This is a genomic window from Rhodococcus sp. IEGM 1366, from assembly GCF_033142425.1.
Taxonomy (GTDB): domain Bacteria; phylum Actinomycetota; class Actinomycetes; order Mycobacteriales; family Mycobacteriaceae; genus Rhodococcus_F; species Rhodococcus_F globerula.
In genome coordinates this window covers 113,717-138,603 of the sequence record NZ_JAWLRZ010000008.1, presented here as the reverse complement: position 1 = coordinate 138,603, position 24,887 = coordinate 113,717, and the positions used below count along the sequence as shown (strand labels likewise).

The following is a 24,887-nucleotide window of genomic DNA, read 5'->3' as shown; positions in this document are numbered from 1 at the left end:
CGTGAGCACACCAGAACCCGTCCGCCATCGTCAGCCGCAGCGCGAGCTGGAGCAGTCGTCGAAGCTCCAGAACGTCCTGTACGAAATCCGTGGACCGGTGCACGCGCATGCCGCCCGGTTGGAGGCGGAAGGGCACCGGATCCTCAAGCTCAACATCGGAAACCCCGCACCGTTCGGTTTCGACGCACCGGACGTGATCATGCGCGACATGATCGCCGCTCTTCCCTACGCCCAGGGGTACTCGGAGTCCAAGGGCATTCTGTCGGCCAGGCGCGCGATCGTGACTCGGTACGAGCTGGTTCCCGGCTTCCCCGAGGTGGACGTCGATGACATCTACCTCGGCAACGGGGTGTCCGAGCTGATCACCATGACAATGCAGGCCCTGCTCAACAACGGCGACGAGGTGCTGATCCCAGCGCCGGACTACCCGTTGTGGACGGCAATGACCAGCTTGTCCGGCGGAACTCCGGTGCACTATCTGTGCGACGAAGGCAACGACTGGAATCCCGATATCGCGGATATCGAATCCAAGATCACCGACAAGACCAAGGCCTTGCTGGTCATCAACCCGAACAACCCTACGGGTGCGGTGTACTCGATGGAGATTCTCCAGCAGTTGGTCGATCTGGCGCGCAAGCATCAGCTTCTTCTGCTCGCTGACGAGATTTACGACAAGATCTTGTACGACGACGCCAAGCACATCTCGCTTGCGTCGTTGGCTCCCGATCTTCTGTGCCTGACGTTCAACGGCCTCTCGAAGGCATATCGCGTTGCGGGCTACCGTTCGGGTTGGGTGGCGATCACCGGCCCGAAGGAGCACGCCGGCGGCTTCCTCGAGGGTCTCGACCTCTTGGCGTCGACGCGCTTGTGCCCGAATGTTCCGGGTCAGCACGCTATCCAGGTGGCGCTCGGTGGCCATCAGAGCATCGAGGACCTCATCCTCCCTGGCGGACGTCTGCTCGAGCAGCGCGATGTCGCATGGGAACGCCTGAACATGATTCCGGGTGTCTCGTGTGTCAAGCCGCGTGGTGCGCTGTACGCGTTCCCTCGCTTGGATCCGAATGTTCACGAGATCCACGACGACGAGAAGTTGGTTCAAGATCTTCTTCTGCAGGAGAAGATCCTGATGGTTCAGGGAACGGGCTTCAATTGGCCCGATCATGACCATTTGCGAATCGTTACCCTTCCGTGGGCCCGTGACCTCGCTGTCGCAATCGAGCGGTTTGGCAACTTCCTTACGAGTTACAAACAGTAGGAAGCTGGAAACCCACTGGCCACGGCCATGGACACTTGACCAGTTTGCTGTTCCACGAATGCCCCGCGCAGATAAATGTGCGGGGCATTCGTGCGACCTTGGTCACAAATTTCCGAAACCGATCGGTTTGGTTGAGCGTTTGACTAGTCGCGACCTGCCGCTACTGTAGAAACAGCGCAATTGGTCCGATAACTGTTGCAAATTAGTAGCAAGACAATGCACCAGATTGGTTTGAAATTGGGTACATTGGTTTCAGCACTTCGGTGCCGCGAGCACCTGGTATCCCTCCCCCCCCTGTGGATACCAGGTTGGTGGCGGGGACAACCCCCCCTGTTCCCCGCCACCCAGCTCGAACTCTTCCTCTCCAGCCGCCAAGTCCGGCGACTCACCTGTTCACAGCAACTGCCGCTAACATGGCACCGGTGCAAATCCCCAGTCCGACACTCAGTTTCCGATGAGCCACGGTCACGGCCATGGTCATGACGGCCCACTCCACATCGGAGCCACTGCTGCCCGCGTTGTCGTCGGCATCCTCACCATCGTCGGTCTAGCCGTACTCGTCGGCGTCATCGCTCTGTGGCCGGACAAGGCCAACCTCGACATCCCGTTGCCGTTTCAGAACTCCGACGGCGGGTCAGTGGTCACGGAGGCCGGCACGGTCACCCTCCAGGAGATCGGCGCCTGCGGAAGTGTCTCGGCGGGAAGACCATTCGTCGGCGAACCGGCACCCCCGGCGAATACGAGTTATCAGTGTCAGCGAAGCATCGTCGACATCGAATCGGGTCCGAACGCCGGCACCCAGACATTGCTGGAGATCATTCCGGGTCCCGGCCAACCTGATTTGCGAGTCGGCGAGCATATCCGTCTGCTGCGCCAGACCGATCCGACCGGGGCGACACAGTATTCCTTCGAGGACTATTCACGCGGATTGTCGCTGACGCTCATCGTCGTGGCTTTTGCCGTGGTGATCATCGCTGTTGCCCGGTGGCGCGGATTGCGGGCACTTCTCGGGCTTGTGGTGGCGTTCGGCGTGGTGGTCGGCTTTCTCCTCCCCGCCTTGTTGGACGGAAAACCCGCGATACCCGTTGCTCTGGTGTCGGGCGCCGTCATTTTGTATGCCGTCTTGTACCTCGCGCACGGGGTCTCGCTCCGAACCAGTTCTGCGCTTCTCGGAACCCTCGCCGCCATGGTTCTTGCTGCGGTGCTGTCTTACCTGTCGATCGAACTGACACAACTCACCGGGCTCTCCGAAGAGCAGAACACCAACGTGCAGACCTACATTCAGCACGTCGACATCACCGGACTCCTGCTCGCAGGCTTCATCATCGGCTCGCTGGGTGTGCTCAACGACGTCACGATCACCCAGGCGTCGTCGGCATTCGAGTTGGCCCAGTTGGACAAGGGCGCGACCCGACGCCAGGTGTTTGCCGGCTCGATGCGCGTGGGTCGCGATCACATCGCCAGTACCGTCTACACCTTGGTCTTGGCCTATGCGGGCGGCGCTTTGCCGTTGCTGCTGTTGTTCAGTGTCAGTGGCCGTCCGCTGGGCGACGTTCTGGTCGGCGACGCCGTAGCCATCGAAATTGTGCGATCTGCTGTCGGCGGCATCGCGCTTGCGCTGTCGGTTCCGCTCACGACGGCTATCGCAGTGCTCCTTGCCCGTCCGCCGGGAAGTTCGACGGCCACCGCATCGAACGGTGGGCGTCACTCCAAGCGCTAGCTCACAAACCGGGGATGGGCGGCAGAACGGGAAGCAGGATCGGGGGCAGCCCGGGAATGTACAGCGCGGGCGGCGGCGCCGGCGCAGGTGCCGGCGGGACGTACGGCGCCTCGTAGGGTGCCTCGTACACGGGAGCTTCCTCCGTCACCGGAGGCGGCTCTGTTGTGGTGGTGGGCGGCGGTGTCGTGGTGGTGGTCGGAACCGTCGTCGACGGCGTTTGTGTTGTGGTGACCTCTGTTGCTACCGGGCCGGCTTCGCCCGAATCGCCGAACACCTTCCCGCCGTAGCCCATTCCCAGACCGACGATGACGATCGCGGCAACAACACCGGCTCCCAGTCCGGCGAATCGGAACTGCCTGCCTGACTCCGGGGTGGTTGTCTCGTCGTGTGAAGTAGTGGCGAGCCAGGTGGGTTGTCCCCCACTGACGTCCTCGTGAACAGCCGAGTACGCCTGGGCATCGACCATGACGGGTTCTTTGACGTCTGATTCGTCGCTGTCGTAGTCGGCGGCTGGTTGAGCCTGGGTCGGTACTGACTCGGGTGCGGGCGCCACCTGCGCATGCGCGGGCGCATGGAGATCGGCACTCGCCGGCGCAGGCCCTGGCCCGGTCATCGTTGCAAGGCCACCGTGGGCGAATGCCTGGACGGGCGCCGGCGCCACAGCAGGAGTGTTGATCGGGTACGGCGCAAAGATCGGCGCCACTGCCGGAGCCGCAACAGTCACGGCGGGCGCAACGACGGGTTCTCTGCGGGGCGCGCCGCCGGCAAGTAGTGCGGCTCCCTGCGTGGCGAGGAGGTCTGGCTGTTCCGGCGCTATGACGGGGATTTCGATCCACCGTTCCAGCACGGTGCGAATGATGGGGACTCGGGCGCCGCCGCCGATCAGTACAACGGAGTCCGGGCGCCGACCGGAGGTGGCAACCACCTCACGGACCTCTCGGGCCAGAGCCTCGACGCTGGGCGCGACCAAGGAGTCGAAGACTTCTCGGGAGAGGAGTAGTAATCCGCCTGGTCCGGGGAGGCAGACTGCGCTGCGGGTCGAGAGTTGTTCCTTGGCCAGTCGGCTCCGGGCTTGGAGTTCTGCGATGCCTTCGGGATCGGTAGGCGTCGCGATGCGCCGGCGTTCGGTTTGGTCGAGGTAGACGAGTGCGTCGAACTGATCGCCGCTGACTTGACTGGATCTGGCGGTGACGATGGTTGTACCGGTGGTGCGATCGAGGACGTCGACGGTTGCACCGGTGGCGCCGAGGTCGATGACCACCAGGGTGTTCTGTGCGCCCAACGTTCCCGGTTCCTCGAGCATCCGCAGAATTGCCGCAGATTCGGGTATCAGCCGGTAGTTGTCGATCCGGCCACGATCGAGTGCCTGGCTGAGGGCGCCTGCCTGACTCTGATCGCGGTAGACGACGGCGACGGAGTTGTCGTGGCCGGCGAATTCCGCGAGCGCGACGCGAATGGAATCGGCTGCCACGTCTTCGGGGGTTTCGTGTCCGCGCACGATCGCTCTGGATCGAAATACCGGCCCACCGTGCTCCGGCGCTCCTGGGCGTGCCAAGCGCACAGCGCTCGCCCCCACTGTTACACCGAGCACCAAGTTCATGAGCCACCTTCGTCGACTGCAAACGGATCCATGAGCAGACCCGTCACCTTCCGGCGGGAAGTCTACCCATTCGATTGCATCGTGGAGATGTGCAGAGTCGAACCGACCGTACGGCTGGCAACTTATCAGTTATTCACCCTTAGCTCTCACCGCCCTACCCCGCGATAAATCCAGCCGGCCGATCGCCAGAGTGACGGGTCGAGGCAGTTGCGTCCGTCGACGATCACCCGCCCGTGCACAACCGAATCCAGCTGTGACGGTTGGAGTTCGGCAAACTCAGACCATTCGGTGGCAACCAGCACGACATCTGCGCGCTTGCACGCCTCTGACGTCGACGTTGCATAGTTGAGCGTGGGAAAAATGGTGCGCGAATTCTCAATCGCCTTGGGGTCGTACACCGTCACGTTCGCACCGTGCAGCTGCATCATGCCCGCAACATTCAGTGCGGGCGAATCGCGCACATCGTCCGATTCAGGCTTAAAGGCCGCCCCTAGGACAGCCACGTTCATTCCCAGCAAACTGCCCCCGCAGGCTTGCGTCACCATCTCGAGGACCTTGGTTCGGCGTCGCATGTTGATGCTGTCCACCTCACGGAGGAACGACAAGGCTTGATCAACGCCCAGCTCTCCGGCCCGCGCCGCGAACGACCGAATGTCCTTCGGCAGGCAACCGCCGCCGAATCCCAAACCGGCGTTCAGGAAGCTCCGCCCGATCCGCGCGTCGTGACCGAGGGCGTCAGCTAACACGGTGACGTCGGCTCCGGTTGCCTCGCAGATTTCCGCGATCGCATTGATGAAGGAAATCTTTGTGGCCAGAAAGGCGTTTGCCGAACCTTTCACGAGTTCCGACGTCGCAAGGTCGGTAACCAGAAACGGGACGCGCGCGTCGAGCATCGAGGCATAGACGTCCCGAAGAGCAGATTCGGCGGTGCCGGGGCGATCCCGATCGACGCCGACAACCAGCCGGTCCGGACGCAGCGTATCTGCGACGGCTTTTCCTTCGCGCAGGAATTCGGGATTCCACGCCACCTCGACGCCGTCGCCGGCCGGGGCAGCGGCCCGAACCCGCGCGCCTAGCCGTGCGGCTGTCCCCACGGGAACTGTCGACTTCCCGACAATGACGGCCGGACGCTCCAATAGCGGTGCCAGCGTGTCGATCACGGCATCGACGTGAGAAATGTCCGCAGCCTTCTCGCCGCGCTTCTGCGGAGTGCCCACGCAAAGAAAATGGAGATCCGCGAACTCCGACGCCTCCGCGTACGACGTCGTGAAGCCCAGCCGCCCGGACTCGAGATTCCGCGTCAACAGCTGTGCCAGTTCAGGTTCGAAGAACGGAACATGACCGGCGCACAGCATCTCGACCTTCGCGGCGTCGATGTCAACGCCCAGAACCTCATGTCCCAGTTCCGCCATACACACGGCATGGGTCAGCCCCAGGTACCCGGTCCCGAACACGGTCAGTCTCATGAGTAGTTCATATATCCCAACGACGGACGCGGCGGGAACACCGCGTAGTCGATGTGCAAACATTTCGCGACATCATGGTGCCGCATTGTGGCGCTGCCCCTTTATGATTGACCTCATGCACATCCTCTTTGTCTGCACCGGAAATATCTGCCGATCGCCAACAGGGGAACGCCTGGCTCGAGCATTTGCGGAGGAAGCGGGGATCACGGATCTCACGGCGTCGAGTGCCGGTACGCGCGCCCTTGTCGGCCATGCGGTGGAACCGACAGCGGCGCTGGTACTGGAAGGGCTGGGAGGCGATCCCTCCAATTTTCGCGCTCGCCGGCTTACTACGGCAATTGCGTCTGAAGCCGATTTGATTCTGGCTATGACGGAGCGTCATCGCGACAAGATTCTGGCGTTAGCGCCATCGCAGTTCAAGCGAACTTTCACATTGCGTGAGGCGGCGCGCTTAGCGGAAGAATCGGCGGCAACAACAGTTGCCGAACTGGCCGACGCTCGCCCGCGCTATCAGGTTCAGGAAAGTGAAGACGTTGCCGATCCTATTGGCGCGGATGAGGAAACTTTCCACGCTGTGGGTTTGGAGATCGCCACTCTTCTGGGGCCTTTGCTACGACGTATCGCGATTCCCGCTCAATAGGACTTCGCTTGCCGATCCCCTTCGGTAATCATTGCCCTCAATGCAGAAAACAGCCCCTGTCCAGCTCAGTTGGACAGGGGCTGTTTGTTAGCTACTACGCACTCACGTTCAAGATCGACCCGATGCCCTTGCCGATGAATGCCAGAATGGCATCAACAGACGGGACACCGATTTCTGCGCTGAAAGAATACAGGGAACCGAGCATGAGATCCTCCGGATCATTAAGGTGAATGGCGGATTGCCACCGCCGTGATACTAACCTTTTTTAGCACATTCCGGGCATTTGGTCGGAGAAAAAGTGATTATTTCCGGACCAAAGTCCCGTTGATGTACTCAGGCTGATTCGGCGGTAACAGAATCAATCGAGATAGCGATGTCCATTTTCACTCGTCCGGAGCTGGAACTCCTGAGTTGGCGCATCATCGAACGGTATCGAGGAGTGTGGGGCTTCCTCGGAAGCCTTCACGGGAGCCTTGACGGGAGCGGCGTTGGTATCTGCGGCGTCCGTCGCGGGTGCCGGCGCCTTCTTCGGTGCGGTGGCCTTGGCAGGAGCCGCAGAACCTGCGGAGGCTCCCGGTAACGGCGCAGCCTCAGCGAGTGCAGGCACCGTCTTGTCGGTTTCGTAGTAGTACTTGTACTCGTATCCGCCGCCCCGCTTGTTCGCGGGCGTCATCGTGATGACGGTGCCCAAGATGCGTGCGCCGACGCTCTGAAGATTGCCGACGGCCCGGGCAAGCTGATCCCGCTTGGTGCTGGCGTGGCGCGCAATTACCAAGGCGCCGTCTGACATTGCGGTCAGAACTGCAGCATCCGTGACCGGAAGCAGCGGCGGCGCGTCGATGATGACGTACTCGAAGCGATCACGAAGTTCGGCAAGAACCTGCCGAGAGTGATCGGTGCCGAGCAATTCGCTCGGGTTCGGCGGAATAGGTCCTGAGGCAAGGACAACCAGATCGCCGTGCGTTGTCGGCTGCAGTACGTCGTCGAGTTGCGCTTGACCGGCCAGGACCGAGCTGAGGCCGACGGTGCCGATCATGCCGAGGTACTTCGAGACTCGTGGCTTGCGCAGGTCGCCTTCCACGAGGCAGACCGACTTTCCGGCCTCGGCGAGAACCAGAGCGATGTTGACGGCCGTCGTCGTCTTACCTTCTGCGGAAAGCGAACTCGTGACAACGATGACGCGTGGCGGGTTGTCCACTTCGAGGAACTGAAGGTTGGTACGCAGCTCGCGGTAGGCCTCGGCGCTGGCAGAGTTGCCTTCGTTGAATTCGATGGTGTGCTTGGTCTGCATTTCCTTGTCGAAGGGAATGGTTCCGACCAACGCGGAGCCTGCTACCTCTTCGACAACCCGACGATCCTTGACGGTGTTGTCGAGACGGTCACGCAAGACGGCAAGCGCGATACCCAGAAGCAGACCAACTGCTGCGCCAAGTGCGATGTTGCGCTTGGTGTTCGGCGATACGGGAGTGGTGGGTGTTCCCGCTTCCTGCTCGACGACCACACGGGCCGCCGGAGTTCCACCCGTCTCCGGAGTTTCCAATTCCTTTGCCATCAAGACAAACTCGTCCGACAGCGCGTTGGCGATATCGCGTGCACGTTCGGGCGACGGATCCTTCACGCCTACGTCGATCAGAACCGTGTCCGGTGCGGACGTCGCCACAACACTTGCCGCGAGTTGGGCGGGCGTCATTCCGTTGACTGCATCGCTACCGAGCCGATCGATAGTGCGCTGTGCGAGGGTTTGTCCGGTCAGCAGCTTGGTGTACGACGTAACCCGCTGCTGTGACAGCAGGTTTCCCTGGTATGCCTCGTTGACGGAGCTTCCCAGTGTGGTGGACACGAACAGCCTGGTAGAGGCCTGGTAGATCGGGGTCGAGATCAGCGAGGCGCCCAACGCGCCGAGAATCGCGACAACGGTGACAACAGCGATGATCTTCCAGCGCGCCTGCAATACCTTCAGGTAGTCCTGTACTTCCATCTTCAATCCCTTTCGGCTCACGCACTGAGCTGCGCGTTGGAGCGATGATCACAAGCGTCACGTCAGAACCCGCGACATTTGCCGCATACCTGACATTCAATTGAACAGCAAATCCTTAGACACTGCTTGCTACGTCACATCAGAATCCTCTCGATACCGCACCAGGTCAAAGATCTGGGAGAGAACTGATGGCGCCATCATCTCGGCGTGCGTGGCATCGACCGAGTGTTCGCGAATGATCGCAACCCGATCCGACCATCGCTCGACCAAGTCGCGATGACGATGGAGATCTCTCTGCGCAACAACAAAATCCACAACTCCGCGGTAGCTCCTCGGTTCGTGGTCACTCGCCATTCTGGCAAGTTTCTCCACTCTTTCGGAAGCAGCTTCCAGAAGTTCAGCGGTCACAAAATCCAGATGAGCTCTGGTGCGGATCTCGTCGGCCGCCTGCGCAAAGGTCAGATCGACGCGCGGCGCTTCCAGCTCGGTCAGACCCAGTTCGGCAAATAGCTCGCCAGCGGTGGGAGCTGCTTGAATGGCCGGTATCCGCTCAGGCGGCAACGTATCGAGCATGACAACCGATCCGACGCTCGCACCGGACTCCTCGAGCGCCACCGCCATCTCCTGCGCAACGGTTCCACCGAGCGACCAGCCGAGCAGGTGGTACGCGCCCTCGGGTTGAATGATCCGCACCGCGTCCACGTACCGTTCGGCGAGCGCGTTGAGGGTTCCGGGCAGCTCGCCCGCACCCGTTGCCTGCACTCCGTAGACCCGACGGCCACCCAGGTGCTGCGCCACACCGGCATAGCACCACGCCAATCCGCTCACGGGGTGAACACAGAAGAGCGGCGGACGCTGATCGAGTGGATCTCCCCCGAGCAGGACAATGGTGTCCATCGGATCGGTCTTTCCGCCGGCCTCGATACGTTCGGCAAGTTCGGCCACCGTCGGATCGGTGAAAATCCATTGAACCTGCACATCACGATCGAGCCGCGTGCGTAGCGTCGACGCTACGTCAACCGCGCCCATGGAGGTTCCGCCGAGGTCGAAGAAATTGTCATACCGACCAACCGTGTGCGCGGATGTGTTGTGCGCAAACGCTTGTGCGATGCACTCTTCCAGTTCCGTTTCGGGTGGCTCGATCACACCTGAGACGCGGTGGTCCGGCGCCGGCAATGCCACCTTGTCGACCTTGCCGGACGGTAGCACCGGAACCGCGTCGATCACCGTGACGGTTGCGGGAACAAGGTGACTCGGCAGGGTTGCCGAAACAAACTTGCGCAGACTGCTCGGATCCGCCGACGCATCCTCGAGCGTGACGTACGACGCCAGTTCCCCGTCCACCACAACGGTTACCGCAAACGTGACAGCGGGATGCTGACGCAATCCGGCGTCGACCTCGGCGGGTTCGACGCGGATGCCGCGAATCTTCACCTGGTCGTCGTTGCGGCTCACGAATTCGAGGGCACCGTCGTTTCGCCGTCGCCGAACGAGGTCTCCGGTGCGGTACATCCGGGCACCGGGACGGTTCGGGTCGGCAACAAACCGCAGGGCTGTCCGCTCGGGCGCGTGGATGTATCCGCGGGCAAGGTTGTGACCGGCGATGTAGAGCTCGCCGGTGACGCCGTCGGGAACGGGATGCAGCCTGGAGTCGAGGACAAGCGTCGACGCTCCATGTACGGGGTCGCCGATTGCTGTGTCTCCGCCGGATATCTGCGCCGACGTTGCCGCCGCAATCGTGGTCTCACTGGGGCCGTATCCGTTGAAGATCCGATGCCGACGGGACCACTGCGCCGCCAGGTCCACGCTCAACATCTCTCCCGCCGATTCCACTGTCAGCGAAGGGATCTCGTTCGGGTCGAGTGTCGAGAGAACGGTGGGTGTTGCGATCAGATGGGTGATCGCGTGCGAGACGATGAATTCCGTGAGTTCGGCTCCCGCGAAGACGTATTCCGGTGCCAGTACCAGCGTTCCGAGCGCGGCCGGCGCAATCATGAATTCGAGGACCGAGGCGTCGAAGGTAGGTGACGCCAGCTGCAGGATGCGCATGGCGGTGCCCGTCTCGAACATCTCGAGATGGGTGGCACACACATTTGCCAGGCCGCGATGAGAAACCGCAACGCCTTTGGGTGTACCGGTCGATCCCGAGGTGTAGATGACGTAGGCGAGGTTGTCCGGGTGAGCTGCCCGCGCGCCGGTCAGCGACGTTGTCGCAGTGCGATCGGACATCGGAATCCATGTCAGCGACGAGGACAGCGAGCGCGTGCCTGCCACGCACAATCCGAGGGTCACTCCACTGTCGGCAACCATCGCTTCGAGTCGCTCACGGGGCTGATCCGGGTCCACGGAAACCCAAGCGGCGCCGGCCCGCGTCACGGCCCAGAGTGCAACTACCCACAGATGTCCGCGACCAGTTGCAACGGCAACAACGTCGTCGGGCCCGATTCCCCGATCCACCAGTTCCTGAGCCCAGTATGTTGATTGGTCGAACAGCTCTTGGTAAGTCCATACCCGGCCGTCTGCCTCGAGCGCGATGGCCTCGGGAGCTTCAGCGAGCACATTGCCGATGAGTGCGGCCAGGGTGAGCGGCGCGATATCACCGCGACTGCGCTGCGGCTGGTTCGCTCGGTCACCGAGTACATCGATATCCCCCACAACACTCTGCGGATGCGCCACCACTTCGCCCAGAATCCGCATGAACCTCGCGGCAAACAGTTCTGCTGTCGACTGCTCGAACAGGTCGGTGGCATACAGCAATCGCAGGCGCACACCGACGCCGGTATCGGTCAGATCCCAGGTCAGATCGTAATCGGCGGCAACGGGGGCTTCCCCCGCCAGCCGGAGCGGTTCGATCCCGGGCACACTCGGAAGTTCCTGTGCACGTTGATACGCAAGCATCACGGTGAAAAGCGGGTGTTCGTTTGCCGTGCGCGGCGGCGCGATTCGGGCAACCACGTCGTCGAAGGACACGTCGGCGTTGTCCATGGCCCCGAGATCGACGCGTCGTACCTGGTCGAGGATGTCCGAGAATTGATCGCCTGGACGGATAGTCGTCCGCAGCGCGACGGTACCCACCATCATTCCGACCATCGACTGGAGGTCCGGATCGTTTCGTAGGCTGACTGCTGTGCCGACAACCACGTCGTCGGTTGCGCTTTCACGCGCGAGCAGCACCGCGATCGCACTGTGCAGGAGCATGAAGACAGTCACTCCCTGCGAGTGGGCCAGAGCTGTCAGCCCCGCGTACAGGTCACCGTCAACCGCGGCGGACACGACGGAACCTCGTTGCGTCGGAGCAGCGGGGCGCGGGCGGTCTGTCGGCAGCGGCAAAACACCGTCGACACCACGAAGAACTGTTGTCCAGTAGTCCAATTGGCGGTGAGCGAGTGAGGTCGGATCGTTCTGGTCACCGAGCACGCCGCGCATCCAGATGCTGTAGTCCTGGTAGTCGACGGGCAGCGGGCGCCAATCCGGTTGATGCCCCGCACCTCTCGCAGACAGTGCGGCGGCAAAATCCGTGAGCACGATGCCCGTCGAACCGCCGTCGAGCGCAATATGGTGCACCACAACAACCAAGGCCCGGGCGCCGGAGCCGTCAACGCTCAACTGCACGCGCATCGGCGGTTGGTGTTCCAACTGGAATGGCGCGGACGCAAAGAGCGCTGCGCCATCGTACAGATCGCCGACAAGCACGGGATCAAGATCGATTGCCGCGACATCCGCGACTACTTGGTGTGGCCCGACGGAATCAGCGGGAAAGACGGTGCGCAGAATACTGTGCCGGGCAACCACATCCGATATGGCTTCCGCCAAAGCGTCTACCTCGATGTCCGGTCCGATGGCGACCGCGAATACCAAGTTGTATGCCGACGACGCCGGACCGAGCTGCGAGCTCAACCACATACGCTGCTGCGCGGGAGCCAACGGCACTCGGCTTTCGGCGGCGCGACTGGTGAGCGGTGGCCGGACCACAACGTCTTCGGCCGCATCGATCCAGCGAGCCAACGCACGCGGCGACGGATTCTCGAAAACCGCACCAACCGATACGTCGCGCCCGAACACCGAAGCCAGTCGACCCGCGACCACCGTGGCAGACAGTGAATCTCCACCGGATTCGAAGAAGTTGTGGCTCACACTCACAGTGCTGCCCGCGTGGTGCGACATCACTGCCGTCACCAATTCTTCTGTGGCAGTGAGCGGCCATGCGTGAGGTGTGGATTCACCGAGGTGCGCGTGCAGTGCGCTCACATCCACCTTGCCGTTGCGGGTGAGCGGCAACGCATCGAGCATGACGATGCGTCCCGGCACGAGGTACCCGGGTAGCTGCGCCGCCAGTTCATGTCGGAGCGCGTCTTCGCTGGTTTCCTCGCCGACGACAAATGCGGTGATCACATCGCCAATCAGGAGCGCGGACACAGCACTCACTCCGGGGAGCAACCGCGTCGCAGTCTCGATCTCGGCCAGTTCCACACGCACACCGCGCACCTTGACCTGGCGGTCCGACCGACCGACGAATCCCATTGCGCCGCTCGCTGTTCGGTGTACCAGATCCCCGGTGCGGTAGCGTCGCCGCCCGCCCGCTGCTGCCACAAAGGCTGTAGCCGTTGCGGCGGGATCGCCGAGATATCCCATCGCCAACCCGGGACCATTCACGTACAACTCCCCCACCCCGCCAAACGGGACGGGGCGCAGCGCGGCGTCGAGCACTTCGGCTCCGGTACCGGTGATGGGTTCACCAATTCCGGTGTCCGAGTCGATATCCGCAAGAGTCGCCACGACGCTGGTTTCCGTGGGGCCGTAGGCATTGAGCATCCGTGCGCCGGCGCTCCAGGCGTGTGCGGTCGCGGGCGAGAGAACGTCGCCGCCGACGGCAACCACGTCGAGCAGTGGCAGTGCGGCCGGGTCCATCGTGTCGAGCACACCCGGGGTGGACAGTAGGTGTGTGATGCGGTGTTCTGCCACGAACTTTTCGAGGTCTCGGCCACCGTAAACGTCGGGTGGCGCCACAACCAATGCTGCTCCGCTGCCGAAGGCAAGCAACATCTCGAGCAGAGCGGCATCGAAGCTCGGGTTGTAGCCCTGCAGGACAACCGAATCCGGTGTGACGCGGTATCGCGCCACAGCTTCGTCCGTGAGCGGGCCGAGCCCGCGGTGGGTTACCGCAACTGCTTTGGGGTTACCGGTCGACCCGGAGGTATGGATGACGTACGCCACGGCGTCCGGATTCTGCGTGCCGGGAACAGGGCTGACCGAGTGCAACACCGACCGCAACCGACGCAGACGGGCGTCGGGGAAATCAGGGTCGATCGGCGCAAAAGCAGCGCCGGTCTTGGTTATCGCCCACAGACGGATGACGTAGTCGATCGATCGCACCGCGCTGATCTCGATCACCGCGCCAGGTCCGGCACCGGCAGCCACCAGCTCACGTGCCAGTTCGTTCGACGCGTCGTCGAGTTCTCGATACGTGAGCATCTCTGTGCCGTCGCGCAGTGCAACGTTGTCGGGAAACGCCGCTGCTGTACGGGTGAAGATCTCACTCAGAGTCCGGGACGAATCAACGGGTGTTGCCACCCAGTTGGGTGCGGAGATCGTTGATGCTTCCGACGCCACCACGGAGAGGTTGGCAAGCGTGCGCTGCACAACGTCGACAAACAGGTCGGCCACCGATTGCGCACTCGCTGCGTCGAAGAGCTCCCGCGCGTACACAACCAGCCCGTCCGTGTGGCCGTCCGGCCGCTCGGTCAGCGATACCTGCATCTCGAACTTGGCTGCACCGGTCTCGATCTCGGTAGCACTGACGGCCAGGCCGGCGATGTCGACGTCGGGAATGGTGAAGTTCTGCAGTGCCAACGCAACCTGCGGCATCCGGCCACCGAGCATCGAGGTCAGAGCTTCCACGGGCACATCGCTGTGCTCGAAGGCCGCAAGATCTCGGTCACGAACCTGTTCGACGAGTTGCAGCATCGTCGTGTCGCGGAGGATCTGTGCCCGCAGCGGGACAGTATCGACAAACATTCCGATCAGATTGTCGAGGGCCGGTGATCGGCGGCCGTCCACCGCGGTTGCGATCACCACGTCCGAGCTGCCACTCAACCTCGAGAGAACTGCTGCCAGTGCGGCGTGAAAGACCATGAATGGTGTTGCCTGGGCCCGGCCGGCCAAGTCCGCGATCGCCGACGTGGTGTGGGCGTCCAGGGAGAACTCCACACGATCTGCTGTCCACGGCGTAGACACGAGACGGCGATCCGGCGTCAGCGGCGCCACCGAAGTGACATCCGCGAGTTCCGTCTGCCAGTGAGATACCGATTCGGTTTCCGAAGCCTGTTCCCACACTGCATAATCCGCGTACTGAACCGGCAACGGCTGCCACTGCGGAGCCGAACCTGCGCGCCGGGACGAATAGGCAGCAAGCACGTCGCGAACGATCGGCACCAGAGAGCCACCGTCTGCGGCAATGTGGTGCACGTTCACCGCGAGCACATGATGCTCGGGCGCGAGCGTGAACAGTGCGGCGCGAATGGGGAGCTGATTGCTCACGTCAAACCCTTGGGATGCAAAGGCATGCAGATCGGCATCCAGTGAGTCTTCAGTGGCAGAACGGGATTCGAGAGTCAGTTCCGCATCGGCCAAAACCTGCTGTACCGGTGGCCGCTGCGGATAGACGGTTCGCAGGATCTCGTGCCGGTTCAGCACGTCACCGAGGGCGAGTTGCAAAGCCGCACCGTCGAGCTCACCGCGCAGGTCAACGGCAACCGGCAGGTTGTACGCGCTGCTGGCGGCGTCGAGAGTATTGAGCACCCACATACGTTGCTGATTGCGTGAGAGCGGAATTTCTACCGGACGCGGACCGGCAACAATGTCTGCGAAACCGCGATCGGAATCCGGCTGTTGTTCCAACGCCGCAGCAAGTTCCGCGACGGTCGGGTGTGCAAACAGCAGTCTCAGCGAGATGTTCCGTGCCAGGGTGTTTCCTACCTGCGACGTCACCCGGGTAGCGAGTAGCGAGTTTCCGCCATGATCGAAGAAGTGTGTGCCACGGCCGATGTGGTCGGTTCCGAGCACGCTGGCGAATACGTCGGCCACAGCACGCTCGGTGGCGGTGCGCGGAGGTTCGAAGGGCAAGGCGGAAACGCGGGGTGTCGGCAATGCGCGCACGTCGAGCTTGCCGTTCACCACGGGCGGATCGTCGTGGAAAACCACAACGGCACCCGGGACCATGTACGACGGGAGCGCATCGGCAAGCCTGCGGCGCAGGTCGTCACCGTCAAGCTGCGCACCACGTTTCGGGCGCACGTACGTCACCAGCATCGGAGTGTCTGCGGTGCTCGTGCGGAGAACCGTTGCGCAGAAGTCGACTTCCGTGATCGCTGCGATGGCCGCTTCGATCTCGGCAGGCTCGATCCGCACACCGTTGACTTTCAACTGCGCGTCGTTGCGGCCTAGGTAGTGCAGCCGGTGGGCACTACCGGTGTTCTTCCACATCACCAGATCGCCGGTGCGGTACATCCTGGCGCCGCCTGCGGAGGCAACAAAGCGTTCGGCCGTCCATTCGGGGTGACCGGCGTATCCACGCGCAAGCGCAGCGCCCGCAAGGTAGAGCTCGCCCGCGACGCCAGGTGGAACCGGCTCGAGGAAGTTGTCGAGAACAAAGGCGTCGACGCCGGCTACGGGATACCCGATGGGGATGTCGCGGCCGTTTGCGATAAGCGGTTCTGTCGCAACGGTGTACATGGTTGCCTCGGCCGGACCGTAGCCGTTCACTACGCGTCGTCCCGGTGACCATCGTTCGACAATGTCGGCGGTCAGGCGCTCACCACCGAGCATCACCATCTCGAGGTGCGGCAGATTGTTGTCCTCGACCGTCGCCATCACCGTCGGTGTGATGCACAGGTGTGTGATCTGTTCGCGTCGAAGCAGGTCGGTGAGCGCGGGACCGGCAAACTCGGCATCCGACGCGAGCACCAGCGTTGCGCTGCTCGAGCCGGCGATCAACACCTCCAGGAGCGTCATGTCGAACCCCGGTGCGCCGCGGTGAAGTACGCGCGAACCAGTGCTCGCGCGGTAACGCGCTGCCAGATCGGCGTCGAGCGCTCCCAGTCCCTCGTGAGTGACCACCACGGCTTTGGGCGCGCCCGAGGTACCCGAGGTGAACACGACGTAGGCGGCGGCGCCGCTGGGGATCGTCTCTGTCGCTGCGGCACCAATATCTGGGGAGAGCACCGCGCTGAGCGCATCAAGGGTGCGCGACGCCGGTTGAGCGGGGTCGATCAAGGCGGGCGCCGCACCGGTCTTGGCGATGGCCCACAACCGGACGATGGAATCGACAGTGCGATCCGCCGTCCACGGGATCACCCGTTCGGGACCCGCACCGTCGGCGCGCAAGTCTGCCGCGGCAACGTCGGAGCGGCGATCGAGTTCGCGATAGGTCAGGGTATCGCCGTTGCCGGTTACTGCCGGCGCGTCCGGTGCGGTGCGCACGCCACGGGTGAGCATCGACGCCAATGTGGTTGTCGCGCTGGTGTCGACCCCGCTGGCCGGAACCAACGCTGCTCGCTCGCCCGAGTCCAGAAGATCGATCCGCCCGAGAATCACCGACGGATCAGCGGTTGCCCGCTCGAGCAAGCGCACGTACCGTTCCGCGAACCGGCTGACCGTGTCTGCGTCGAATAGATCTGCGTTGTAGGCAAATTCCAGACGCATCGGATGATCGTCGGCGGCGTCAGTCACATTCAGCTGGAGATCGAAGTTTGCGTGTTCGAACTCTGCGACCATCGGGGTGAGAGTCAGGCCCGGCAGTTCCCAGCTGGTCGGCCGTGGCGCCTGGAAGGACAGCGCGATCTGGAACAGCGGATGGTGCGACGGCGACCTGGCCGGATTCAGCTGTTCGACCAATGTCTCGAAAGGCATGTCCGCGTGGGTGTATGCGGCCAGGTCCTGCTGGTGAACGTGGCCCAACAGCTCCGCGAAGGACGCGGTTTGATCGATCGCGGTTCGCAGAACCAAAGTGCCCGCGAACATTCCCACCAGATCGTCCAGCTTTGGATCGGAGCGGCCGGCCACCACTGTTCCGATCGGCACGTCGGCGCTGGCGCTGTACCGCGAGACGAGTGCGGCCAGCGCGGCATGCATCACCATGAACGTGGTGGCGTTGTGTGATCGCGCCAGGGTGTCGAGCATCCCACGCAAGGAATCACCGAGCTCGACCTGATGGGATCGGCCCAGGCCCGACGGCGTCAGCGGCCGTGGATGATCCAGCGGCAACGTCACCTGATCTGGCAAACCGGCCAGGTTCTCCAGCCAGTATTCGGCGACATGATCGGGAACTCCCGAATCGCGCTGCCACACGCTGTAATCGGTGTACCGAACCGGCAACGGCTGCCAGGACGGCGCGACGCCCTTCGCGTGGGCGGTGTATGCGGTGACGGTGTCTCGAATCAACGCGTCCATCGACCACGCGTCCGCGGCAATGTGGTGGATCACCAGTGCCAGAACGTGAGAGCCCTCGTCGAGGCGGAACAGTTCGCCGCGAACCGGTGGATCGACCGTGACGTCGAAGCTTGATCCCACCAACTCGGCAACCCGGTCCATGACCGATTCAGAGCCGATTGTCACGGGTTCGAGTGCGGGAGTGACCAGTTCGGCCTCGAGCACCACCTGACGCACACCGTCGACTCCCACTGGGTAGATCGTCCGGAGCGTCGCGTGCCGCTCTACGACGTCAACCGCGGCTTTGCGCAGCGTCTTGGCGTCGACGTTTCCGTCGAGTCGCAGAATCACGGGAATGTTGTATCCGGCTGCGGTGGTGTCGAACTGGTTGAGAATCCACATGCGGTGCTGAGCCGGCGAGAGGATCAGTTCTGCATCACTGCCGGCCGGTTCGAGAGCGATGCGTCGACGGCCACTGCCGATCCGGGCGCTGATACCTGCGGCCAGTTCGCTGACGGTGGAGCGCTCGAACACCTCACGCACATCGATATCGGTGTCGAAGACCGCGCTCAACCGGGTAGACAGACGGGTCGCTATAAGAGAGTTTCCGCCCTGGTCGAAAAAACTCCGTGCGACGTCCACGGTTTCGAGGTGCAGGAGTTCAGCGAATACTGCTGCGACGGTTTCTTCCATCGGGTCGCGCGGTGGCCGCCCGTGGGTGGGGCGCGAGGCAGGCTCAGGCAATCCTGCTCGGTCGAGTTTGCCGTGCGCGGTGATCGGCAGTGCGGGCAGCGGCACAATCAGCGTGGGCACCAGATGAGCAGGCAGCTGATTCCGCAGATCCGATACAACGGCGTCCGCATCGTCGATGTCTGGCGCGATGTAGGCGACCAGCGCCGGTCCGGTGGGCAGCTCACGCAGAACTACTGCGGCCGCGCTGATCTCGGGTCGACGCAACAGCGCCGCTTCGATCTCGCCCGGCTCGATGCGATAGCCGCGCAGCTCTACCTGACTGTCGGCCCGACCGATGTACCGCAGCGCGCCCCGGTACATCCGAACCCTGTCGCCGCTGCGGTACATCACCGATCCGGCAACTGCGGGTTCGGGAACAAACCTGGTGGCACTCAGTGCGGGTTTACCGAAGTACCCGGCCGAGACCTGCGGGCCGGCAACATACAGTTCGCCGACGGTACCTTCCGGCACCGGCCGCAACGAGCTGTCCAATACATACGTACGGAGTCCGGGAAGCGCCGTGCCGATAACGGAATCGTCGTCATTGGCGCCCGAAAGATCGAATGCCGTGACGTGCACCGTGGTTTCGGTGATGCCGAACATGTTCACGGCGCGAATCTCGCGATGGCTGTCGAGCCAGCCGCGAACCGAGCCCACATCCAGGGCTTCCCCGCCGAAGATCAACAGCCGTAAGGGCAGTTCGGTGGACTGCGTTATCGCGGCAAGCGCCTGGAACGCCGACGGAGTCTGATTGAGAACAGTGACACCTTCGTCTACCAGCAACTGCGCAAACTGCGGAGTGGACCGGGCGACATAGGCGTCGACGGGAACCAACCGCCCACCGGTTGTCAACGCTCCCCACATCTCCCAGACCGAGAAGTCGAATGCACCGGAGTGGAACATCGTCCACACGTCGCCTGCGCCTACATCGAGAATCTTTTCGGTTGCCGCCAGCAACGCGATGACGTTGGCATGTGACACCACAACACCTTTGGGGGTGCCGGTGGAGCCGGAGGTGTAGATCAGGTACGCGTCCTGCGCAGGTACCACCGCGCGGCGTCGGGCCAGGTCGGGATCCCCCACTGCCGCAACGTCGATCAGTTCGCGGCCGAAGTTCGTCAGGCGGGTCACCGCAGATTCGGCGCAGAGCACGTGGGTTGGTGCGGCGTCGCCGAGCAGATATTCGAGGCGTGCGTCGGGATAGTCGAGGTCGAGGGGAACGTACACACCGCCGGACCGAACTACGGCCAGCACCGCCATCACAAACTCCGGCGAGCGCGGCAGCGCAACGGCAACCCGGTCTCCCACCCGAACACCGCGCTCGATCAAAGCGCCGGCAAGCACTGCAGACCGATGTTCGAGCTCGGAGTACGTGAGACTATCTCCGCCGACGCATACAGCAACCTCATCACCGCGGGTAACCACCTGTGCCAGAAACAGTTCGGCCAATGAGTGTGCCGAGTGGGCAGGCTCCGATACAACCGGCGTCAGCGCCTCAAGTTCGCCGCTGCTCAGGATGTCGACGCCGCGAAGCGTGATATCCGGCCTGGCCGTGACGGCTTCGCAGACTCGCAGCAGGCGGTCCATCCATCCGGTCACGGTCTCCGCGTCGAAGATATCGGCAGCGTAGGTGAGTGACCCGACGATTCCTCCGGGCGAGCCGTCGGGGAGGCGTTCTTCACGGACGGCCATTTCGATGTCGAACCGAGCGTGATCGGGGGTGCGTCCCACGCCGTGTGCCGTCGCGGAGCCGAGTGCCATATCGGCCTCGGTACCAAACGCGTCGAGCGCTAGCACAACACGGAACAACGGATTCCGGTTCAGTCCGCGGTTGGGTGCAACCCGATCGACCACCCAATCGAACGGCACGTCCGCGTGTGACATTGCAGCGAGATCGACATCGCGAACCTGTTCGAGGAAGGCGGCAAAGGTGTCCCCCGGCTTGGTTGCCGTGCGCAGTGCCACCGTGCCGGCAAACATGCCAACTGTGGAATCGAACGCCGGGTGTGCGCGTCCGGACGTGGGAGTCCCGATCGCAAAATCCTCTGCACCGGTGATCTTGTGGAGCAGGATTGCGAGCACTGCGTGCAGCGCCATGAACGTGGTGGCATTGTGCTGGCGGGCAATCGCCGTCAGCTGTACGTGAAGATCTGCCGGAACGTCGAACGCGATAGTGGCAGCGGGCGGCTCCGTGCCCATCGCCCGTCGCCTGTCGGTGGGCAGATCCAATTGCGTCGGCAACGACCGAAGCGTGTTCTCCCAGAACGCAAGTTGGTCATGAGCAAGGCTTCCCGGCTGATCGGGGTCACCGAGCGCTGCTCGCTGCCACACCGAATAGTCGCGGTAATCCAGCAACTGCGCCGGCCAGTTCGACTGTGCGCCACCAACGCGATCGTCATATGCCCGGACCAGGTCACCTACCACCGCACCGAACGAGAGTCCGTCTACAGCAATGTGATGAGCAACGACGGTCAAGCGGTGGTCGTGTTCGCCGAACGACGCCAGCACCAAGCGCAGTGGCAGTTCGGCAGCGACGTCGAATCCGCGCCTGGCTGCATCTGCGGCCGCCGCGGCGTACTCGTCTGCGCCCACCTGCAGCAGGCTTGTCGTGGAGTCCGACAGGACCTGCACTGCTGTGCCTGCAGTTCCGATGGGATACGTCGTCCGCAAGACGCGATGCCGATGTTGAATGTCGGCAAACGCCTGCTCGAGCGCGTCGATGTCGAGCCCTCCGCCGAGTGTCACCTCGAAAGAGACGTTGTAGGCGGAAGATTCCGGGGCGAGGCGTGAGAGCAGCCAGATACGTTGTTGCGCCAGTGACGGTTCCACCACGGCATCGGCGGGGACCACAACAGGTTCCGGCAACGCCGAACCTGCGGCCGATCGGCGAAGGTGCTGCGCGAGTCCCGTCGGTGTCGAGGCCTCGAACACGTCGCGGACACCTACGCGAATGCGAAGGGCCTCGGACAGCCTGTTCGCGACATACACCGCGGCAAGCGAGTTCCCGCCGGAGGCAAAGAAATCGGCATCCGTACCCAGCGATGCAACCCCGAGTACATCTGCCATCACGGCGGCAACAAGAGCTTCGTGGTGATCGACCGGTTGCAGCGCGACGTCCGCTTCGCGATGCGGCGTGGGTAGCGCGTCACGGTCGATCTTGCCGTTTATTGTGGTCGGCCAGGCAGACACCACGGTCACCGAGGACGGCATCATCGCAGCGGGCAGGACATTCGCCAGATGCTCGGTGACAAACGACGTCTCAATGACAATCGACGTGTCGGTGGACTCAGGCCCCTCATCGGCCGTGAGTACAACGTACGCAGCGATTTCGCCGTCACGGGCAACCGCCAGCGCCGACGCCACACCTGAGACGGACGTCAGTGCCGCTTCCACCTCACCGAGTTCGACCCGGACACCACGGATCTTGACCTGATGGTCTGCGCGCCCGACAAATTCGAGCTGGCGCTCTGCCGACCACCGCACGAGGTCGCCGGTTCGGTACATGCGACTCGACGGGTCTCCGTACGGCGCCGCAACAAACTTTTCGGCGGTTAGGCCAGCGCGGCGCACGTATCCGCGTGCCAGTCCGGGGCCCATCACATACAGTTCGCCGGTTGCTCCAATTGCGCTCGGCTGCAGACGTGCATCCAGCACAACGGCGGAGACGCCGTCGATGGGCCGGCCGATCGGCGGCCGCTGCGCCGGGTCCAGCGGTTCGCTCATAAACGCGGTCACACTCGCTTCGGTGGGACCGTACGAGTTGACGACGCCAACGTACGGCGACCACCGCTCGATCAGATCCGGCGATGGCGACTCGCCGCCGACGTTGAGCATGCGCAGGTCCGGCAAGCCGCTCGGATCCATCGACGACGCCACCGCCGGCGTGGACAGGAAGTGCGTCACGCGTTCTGCGCGTAGGTAGTCGGCCAGATCAGCACCGCCGATCAAGCCGGGCGGCACCACTACCGCGGTTGCGCCGGTTCCGTGTGCAAGAAGGAGTTCCAGTACCGCAACGTCGAAAGCGGGTGAAACAAAGTGAGCGACCCGGGCCGACGCGTCGACAACAAGATTCCTGGAGTGGGCGCGCAGCAGCGAAGTCGCAGCGCGGTGTGTAACCGCAACACCTTTCGGCTGCCCGGTGGAGCCTGATGTGTAAACGATGTAGGCGACGTCATCGATCGCCGCAGCGCGCAGTACAGATGTTTCGTGTAGATCGGCATCGTCGTAGTGATCGGTGTTGATGTCCACGTGCGTGATTCCCGTAGGCGCCGACCACGATCGCGGCGCAACGACGACGCTCACGCCCGCGTCCGCCAACATGAATTCGATACGTTCGGCCGGGTAGTCCGGATCGACAAACATGAACGCGGCGCCTGATCGGATGACCGCGCGGAAGGCGACTACCGACTCTGCCGAACGCGGCGCGATGATCGCCACCACGTCACCGGCGCCAACGCTGCGATCAATCAGCTTGTTACACAAGAAGGCTGATCGGAAGCGGAGCTCACCATAGGTGATCGTAGCGCCGCCCGCGCGGACAGCCGGCGTTCCGGCGCCGCCGGAACCCTCGGACAGAACTGCGTCGAGTGTCTGCGGCGAGATGGCCGGTAATCCCCTGCTGGGCACCAGCATCGCGTAATCATCGGCGGTCAGCACACCAAGCCTGCCCACTGGAAGATCCGCCGGCGCATCGACAAGCTCGGTCAGAACCTGCACAAACTGCTGGTGGTGAAGCTCGAGGTCTTTCTCGCTGTAAACACCTGGGTTCGCCTCGAATCCCAACCGAATATCAGCGCCCGCAACCGCTGGGTAGATGCTGAAGAACAGATCGTCGATAGGGCCGGACGTGAGTACGTGAAATTCTCCGACAACATCGCCGAGGCGAATAGTGTTGTGGAACATCATGATGTTCACGGCGGGCCCAGCCGAATCACGGGTCCCACCGCGGCTGCCGGGGCCGGCCATGTCTTCGTAACGGAATCGTTGATGGCGCAGGGCGCCGGTCAACTGCGTGGACAGCTGACTCACGAGTTGGGCCGCTGTCAATTCCGGATCAACGGACACGCGCATCGGCACGATGTTGGCGAGCATTCCGCCAGAGCGTCGCATCGCGGCCGTGGTTCGTCCTGAAATGGGAAGACTCAGAGTAACTTCGGTGACTCCGGCCATGCGGGCCAGGTACACGGCGTAGGCACCGGCGATAATCGGAACCTCGCTGGTTTCCCACAGTTTCGCAACTGTGGTGATACGCGTGGCGAGATCTGCGTCCATGGTGCGGGTGACCATGCGCTGCGGCATCGACGGCGCGGCACGGCGCTCGGTCAACCGCACGGGTTCTGGCATACCGTCAACCAGCTGAGCCCAATATTGGCGGTCTGTTTCGAATCGGGAAGACGAACGATACGACGCATCCAACTGGTACAGCTCATGCAATCCGAGCGCACGTAAGGGCGGCACCTCAGTGTTTTCCACCAAATGTGTGTAACGCTCCGCAACTCGATTCATAAGCGTCATTGCGCCATGTCCGTCGAGTACCAAGTGGTGGGCGTGCGAATACCAGAAGTAATGATTTTCTGATACGTGCAACAAAGTGGCGGCAATTAGACGATCGACCGACATATCTATCGGTCGCGAATAGCTCAGCGTCATCCACTGATGTGCCGCTTCGATCGGATTGTTACTGCCGCGTAGGTCGACATAGCCAAGCGCATCGGGAATTGAAAGATCAACAACCTGTTGTGGTGCCGCATCCGTCTCGACTAGCCGTACCAGCGCAGATTCGATCTCGCGGCACCCACGATCCGTTGCTTCGATCAAAGCGGACACGTCGATAAGTCCGCGAAGTTCCACGTACTGGGCAACAACAAAAGGGGTTGAAGGATTGACTTGTTGCGCCAGCCACAGCGCCTGTTGGGCACGAGACAGCGGGAAAGAGTTCAAACCCGATACCTCCACCTTCATCAGCCCCGAATTATGTATTGGAAACGCCGGCTGATCAGGTCCATCTAATTACGCGCACAACAAGAACGGCCAGGCTGAAGTTTACGGTGCGACGCCCCCTCCCACCACC

7 protein-coding genes are annotated in these 24,887 nt (G+C 62.7%); 3 read left to right on the top strand and 4 right to left on the bottom strand.

Features of this window, described 5'->3' with window-relative positions; genetic code table 11:
• Position 1: 1 nt before the first annotated feature.
• Entirely contained in the window at positions 2–1,255 is a 1,254-nt protein-coding gene (locus R4P64_RS24180; protein WP_317823013.1) for a pyridoxal phosphate-dependent aminotransferase, read from the top strand.
• A gap of 454 nt (positions 1,256–1,709) precedes the next feature.
• Positions 1,710–2,975 (top strand): YibE/F family protein, encoded by a 1,266-nt coding sequence (locus R4P64_RS24175; RefSeq protein ID WP_317823011.1) that lies wholly within the window; start codon positions 1,710–1,712, stop codon positions 2,973–2,975.
• A gap of 1 nt (position 2,976) precedes the next feature.
• Here the strand turns inward: R4P64_RS24175 and R4P64_RS24170 are convergent, their stop codons facing one another.
• A complete protein-coding gene (locus tag R4P64_RS24170; protein WP_317823010.1) occupies positions 2,977–4,575 on the bottom strand; it encodes an Hsp70 family protein in 1,599 nt (532 codons plus the stop codon).
• Between the two features lie 146 nt (positions 4,576–4,721).
• Positions 4,722–6,041 carry a UDP-glucose/GDP-mannose dehydrogenase family protein gene (locus R4P64_RS24165; RefSeq protein WP_317823008.1) on the bottom strand — a complete coding sequence of 440 codons (1,320 nt, stop codon included), beginning with the start codon at positions 6,039–6,041 and terminating at the stop codon, positions 4,722–4,724.
• Between the two features lie 115 nt (positions 6,042–6,156).
• Between R4P64_RS24165 and R4P64_RS24160 the strand changes: the two genes are divergently transcribed.
• Positions 6,157–6,681: a low molecular weight phosphatase family protein gene (locus R4P64_RS24160; RefSeq protein ID WP_317823006.1), complete on the top strand. Its 525-nt coding sequence runs from the start codon at positions 6,157–6,159 to the stop codon at positions 6,679–6,681.
• Between the two features lie 358 nt (positions 6,682–7,039).
• Here the strand turns inward: R4P64_RS24160 and R4P64_RS24155 are convergent, their stop codons facing one another.
• Together R4P64_RS24155 and R4P64_RS24150 are read right to left on the bottom strand one after the other, a co-directional pair.
• A complete protein-coding gene (locus R4P64_RS24155; RefSeq protein ID WP_233365977.1) occupies positions 7,040–8,659 on the bottom strand; it encodes a polysaccharide biosynthesis tyrosine autokinase in 1,620 nt (539 codons plus the stop codon).
• Positions 8,660–8,788: 129 nt separating this feature from the next.
• The gene (locus R4P64_RS24150; protein WP_317823005.1) at positions 8,789–24,778 is read right to left on the bottom strand and encodes a non-ribosomal peptide synthetase; all 15,990 of its coding nucleotides are present in this window, start codon (positions 24,776–24,778) and stop codon (positions 8,789–8,791) included.
• Between the last annotated feature and the right edge of the window lie 109 nt (positions 24,779–24,887).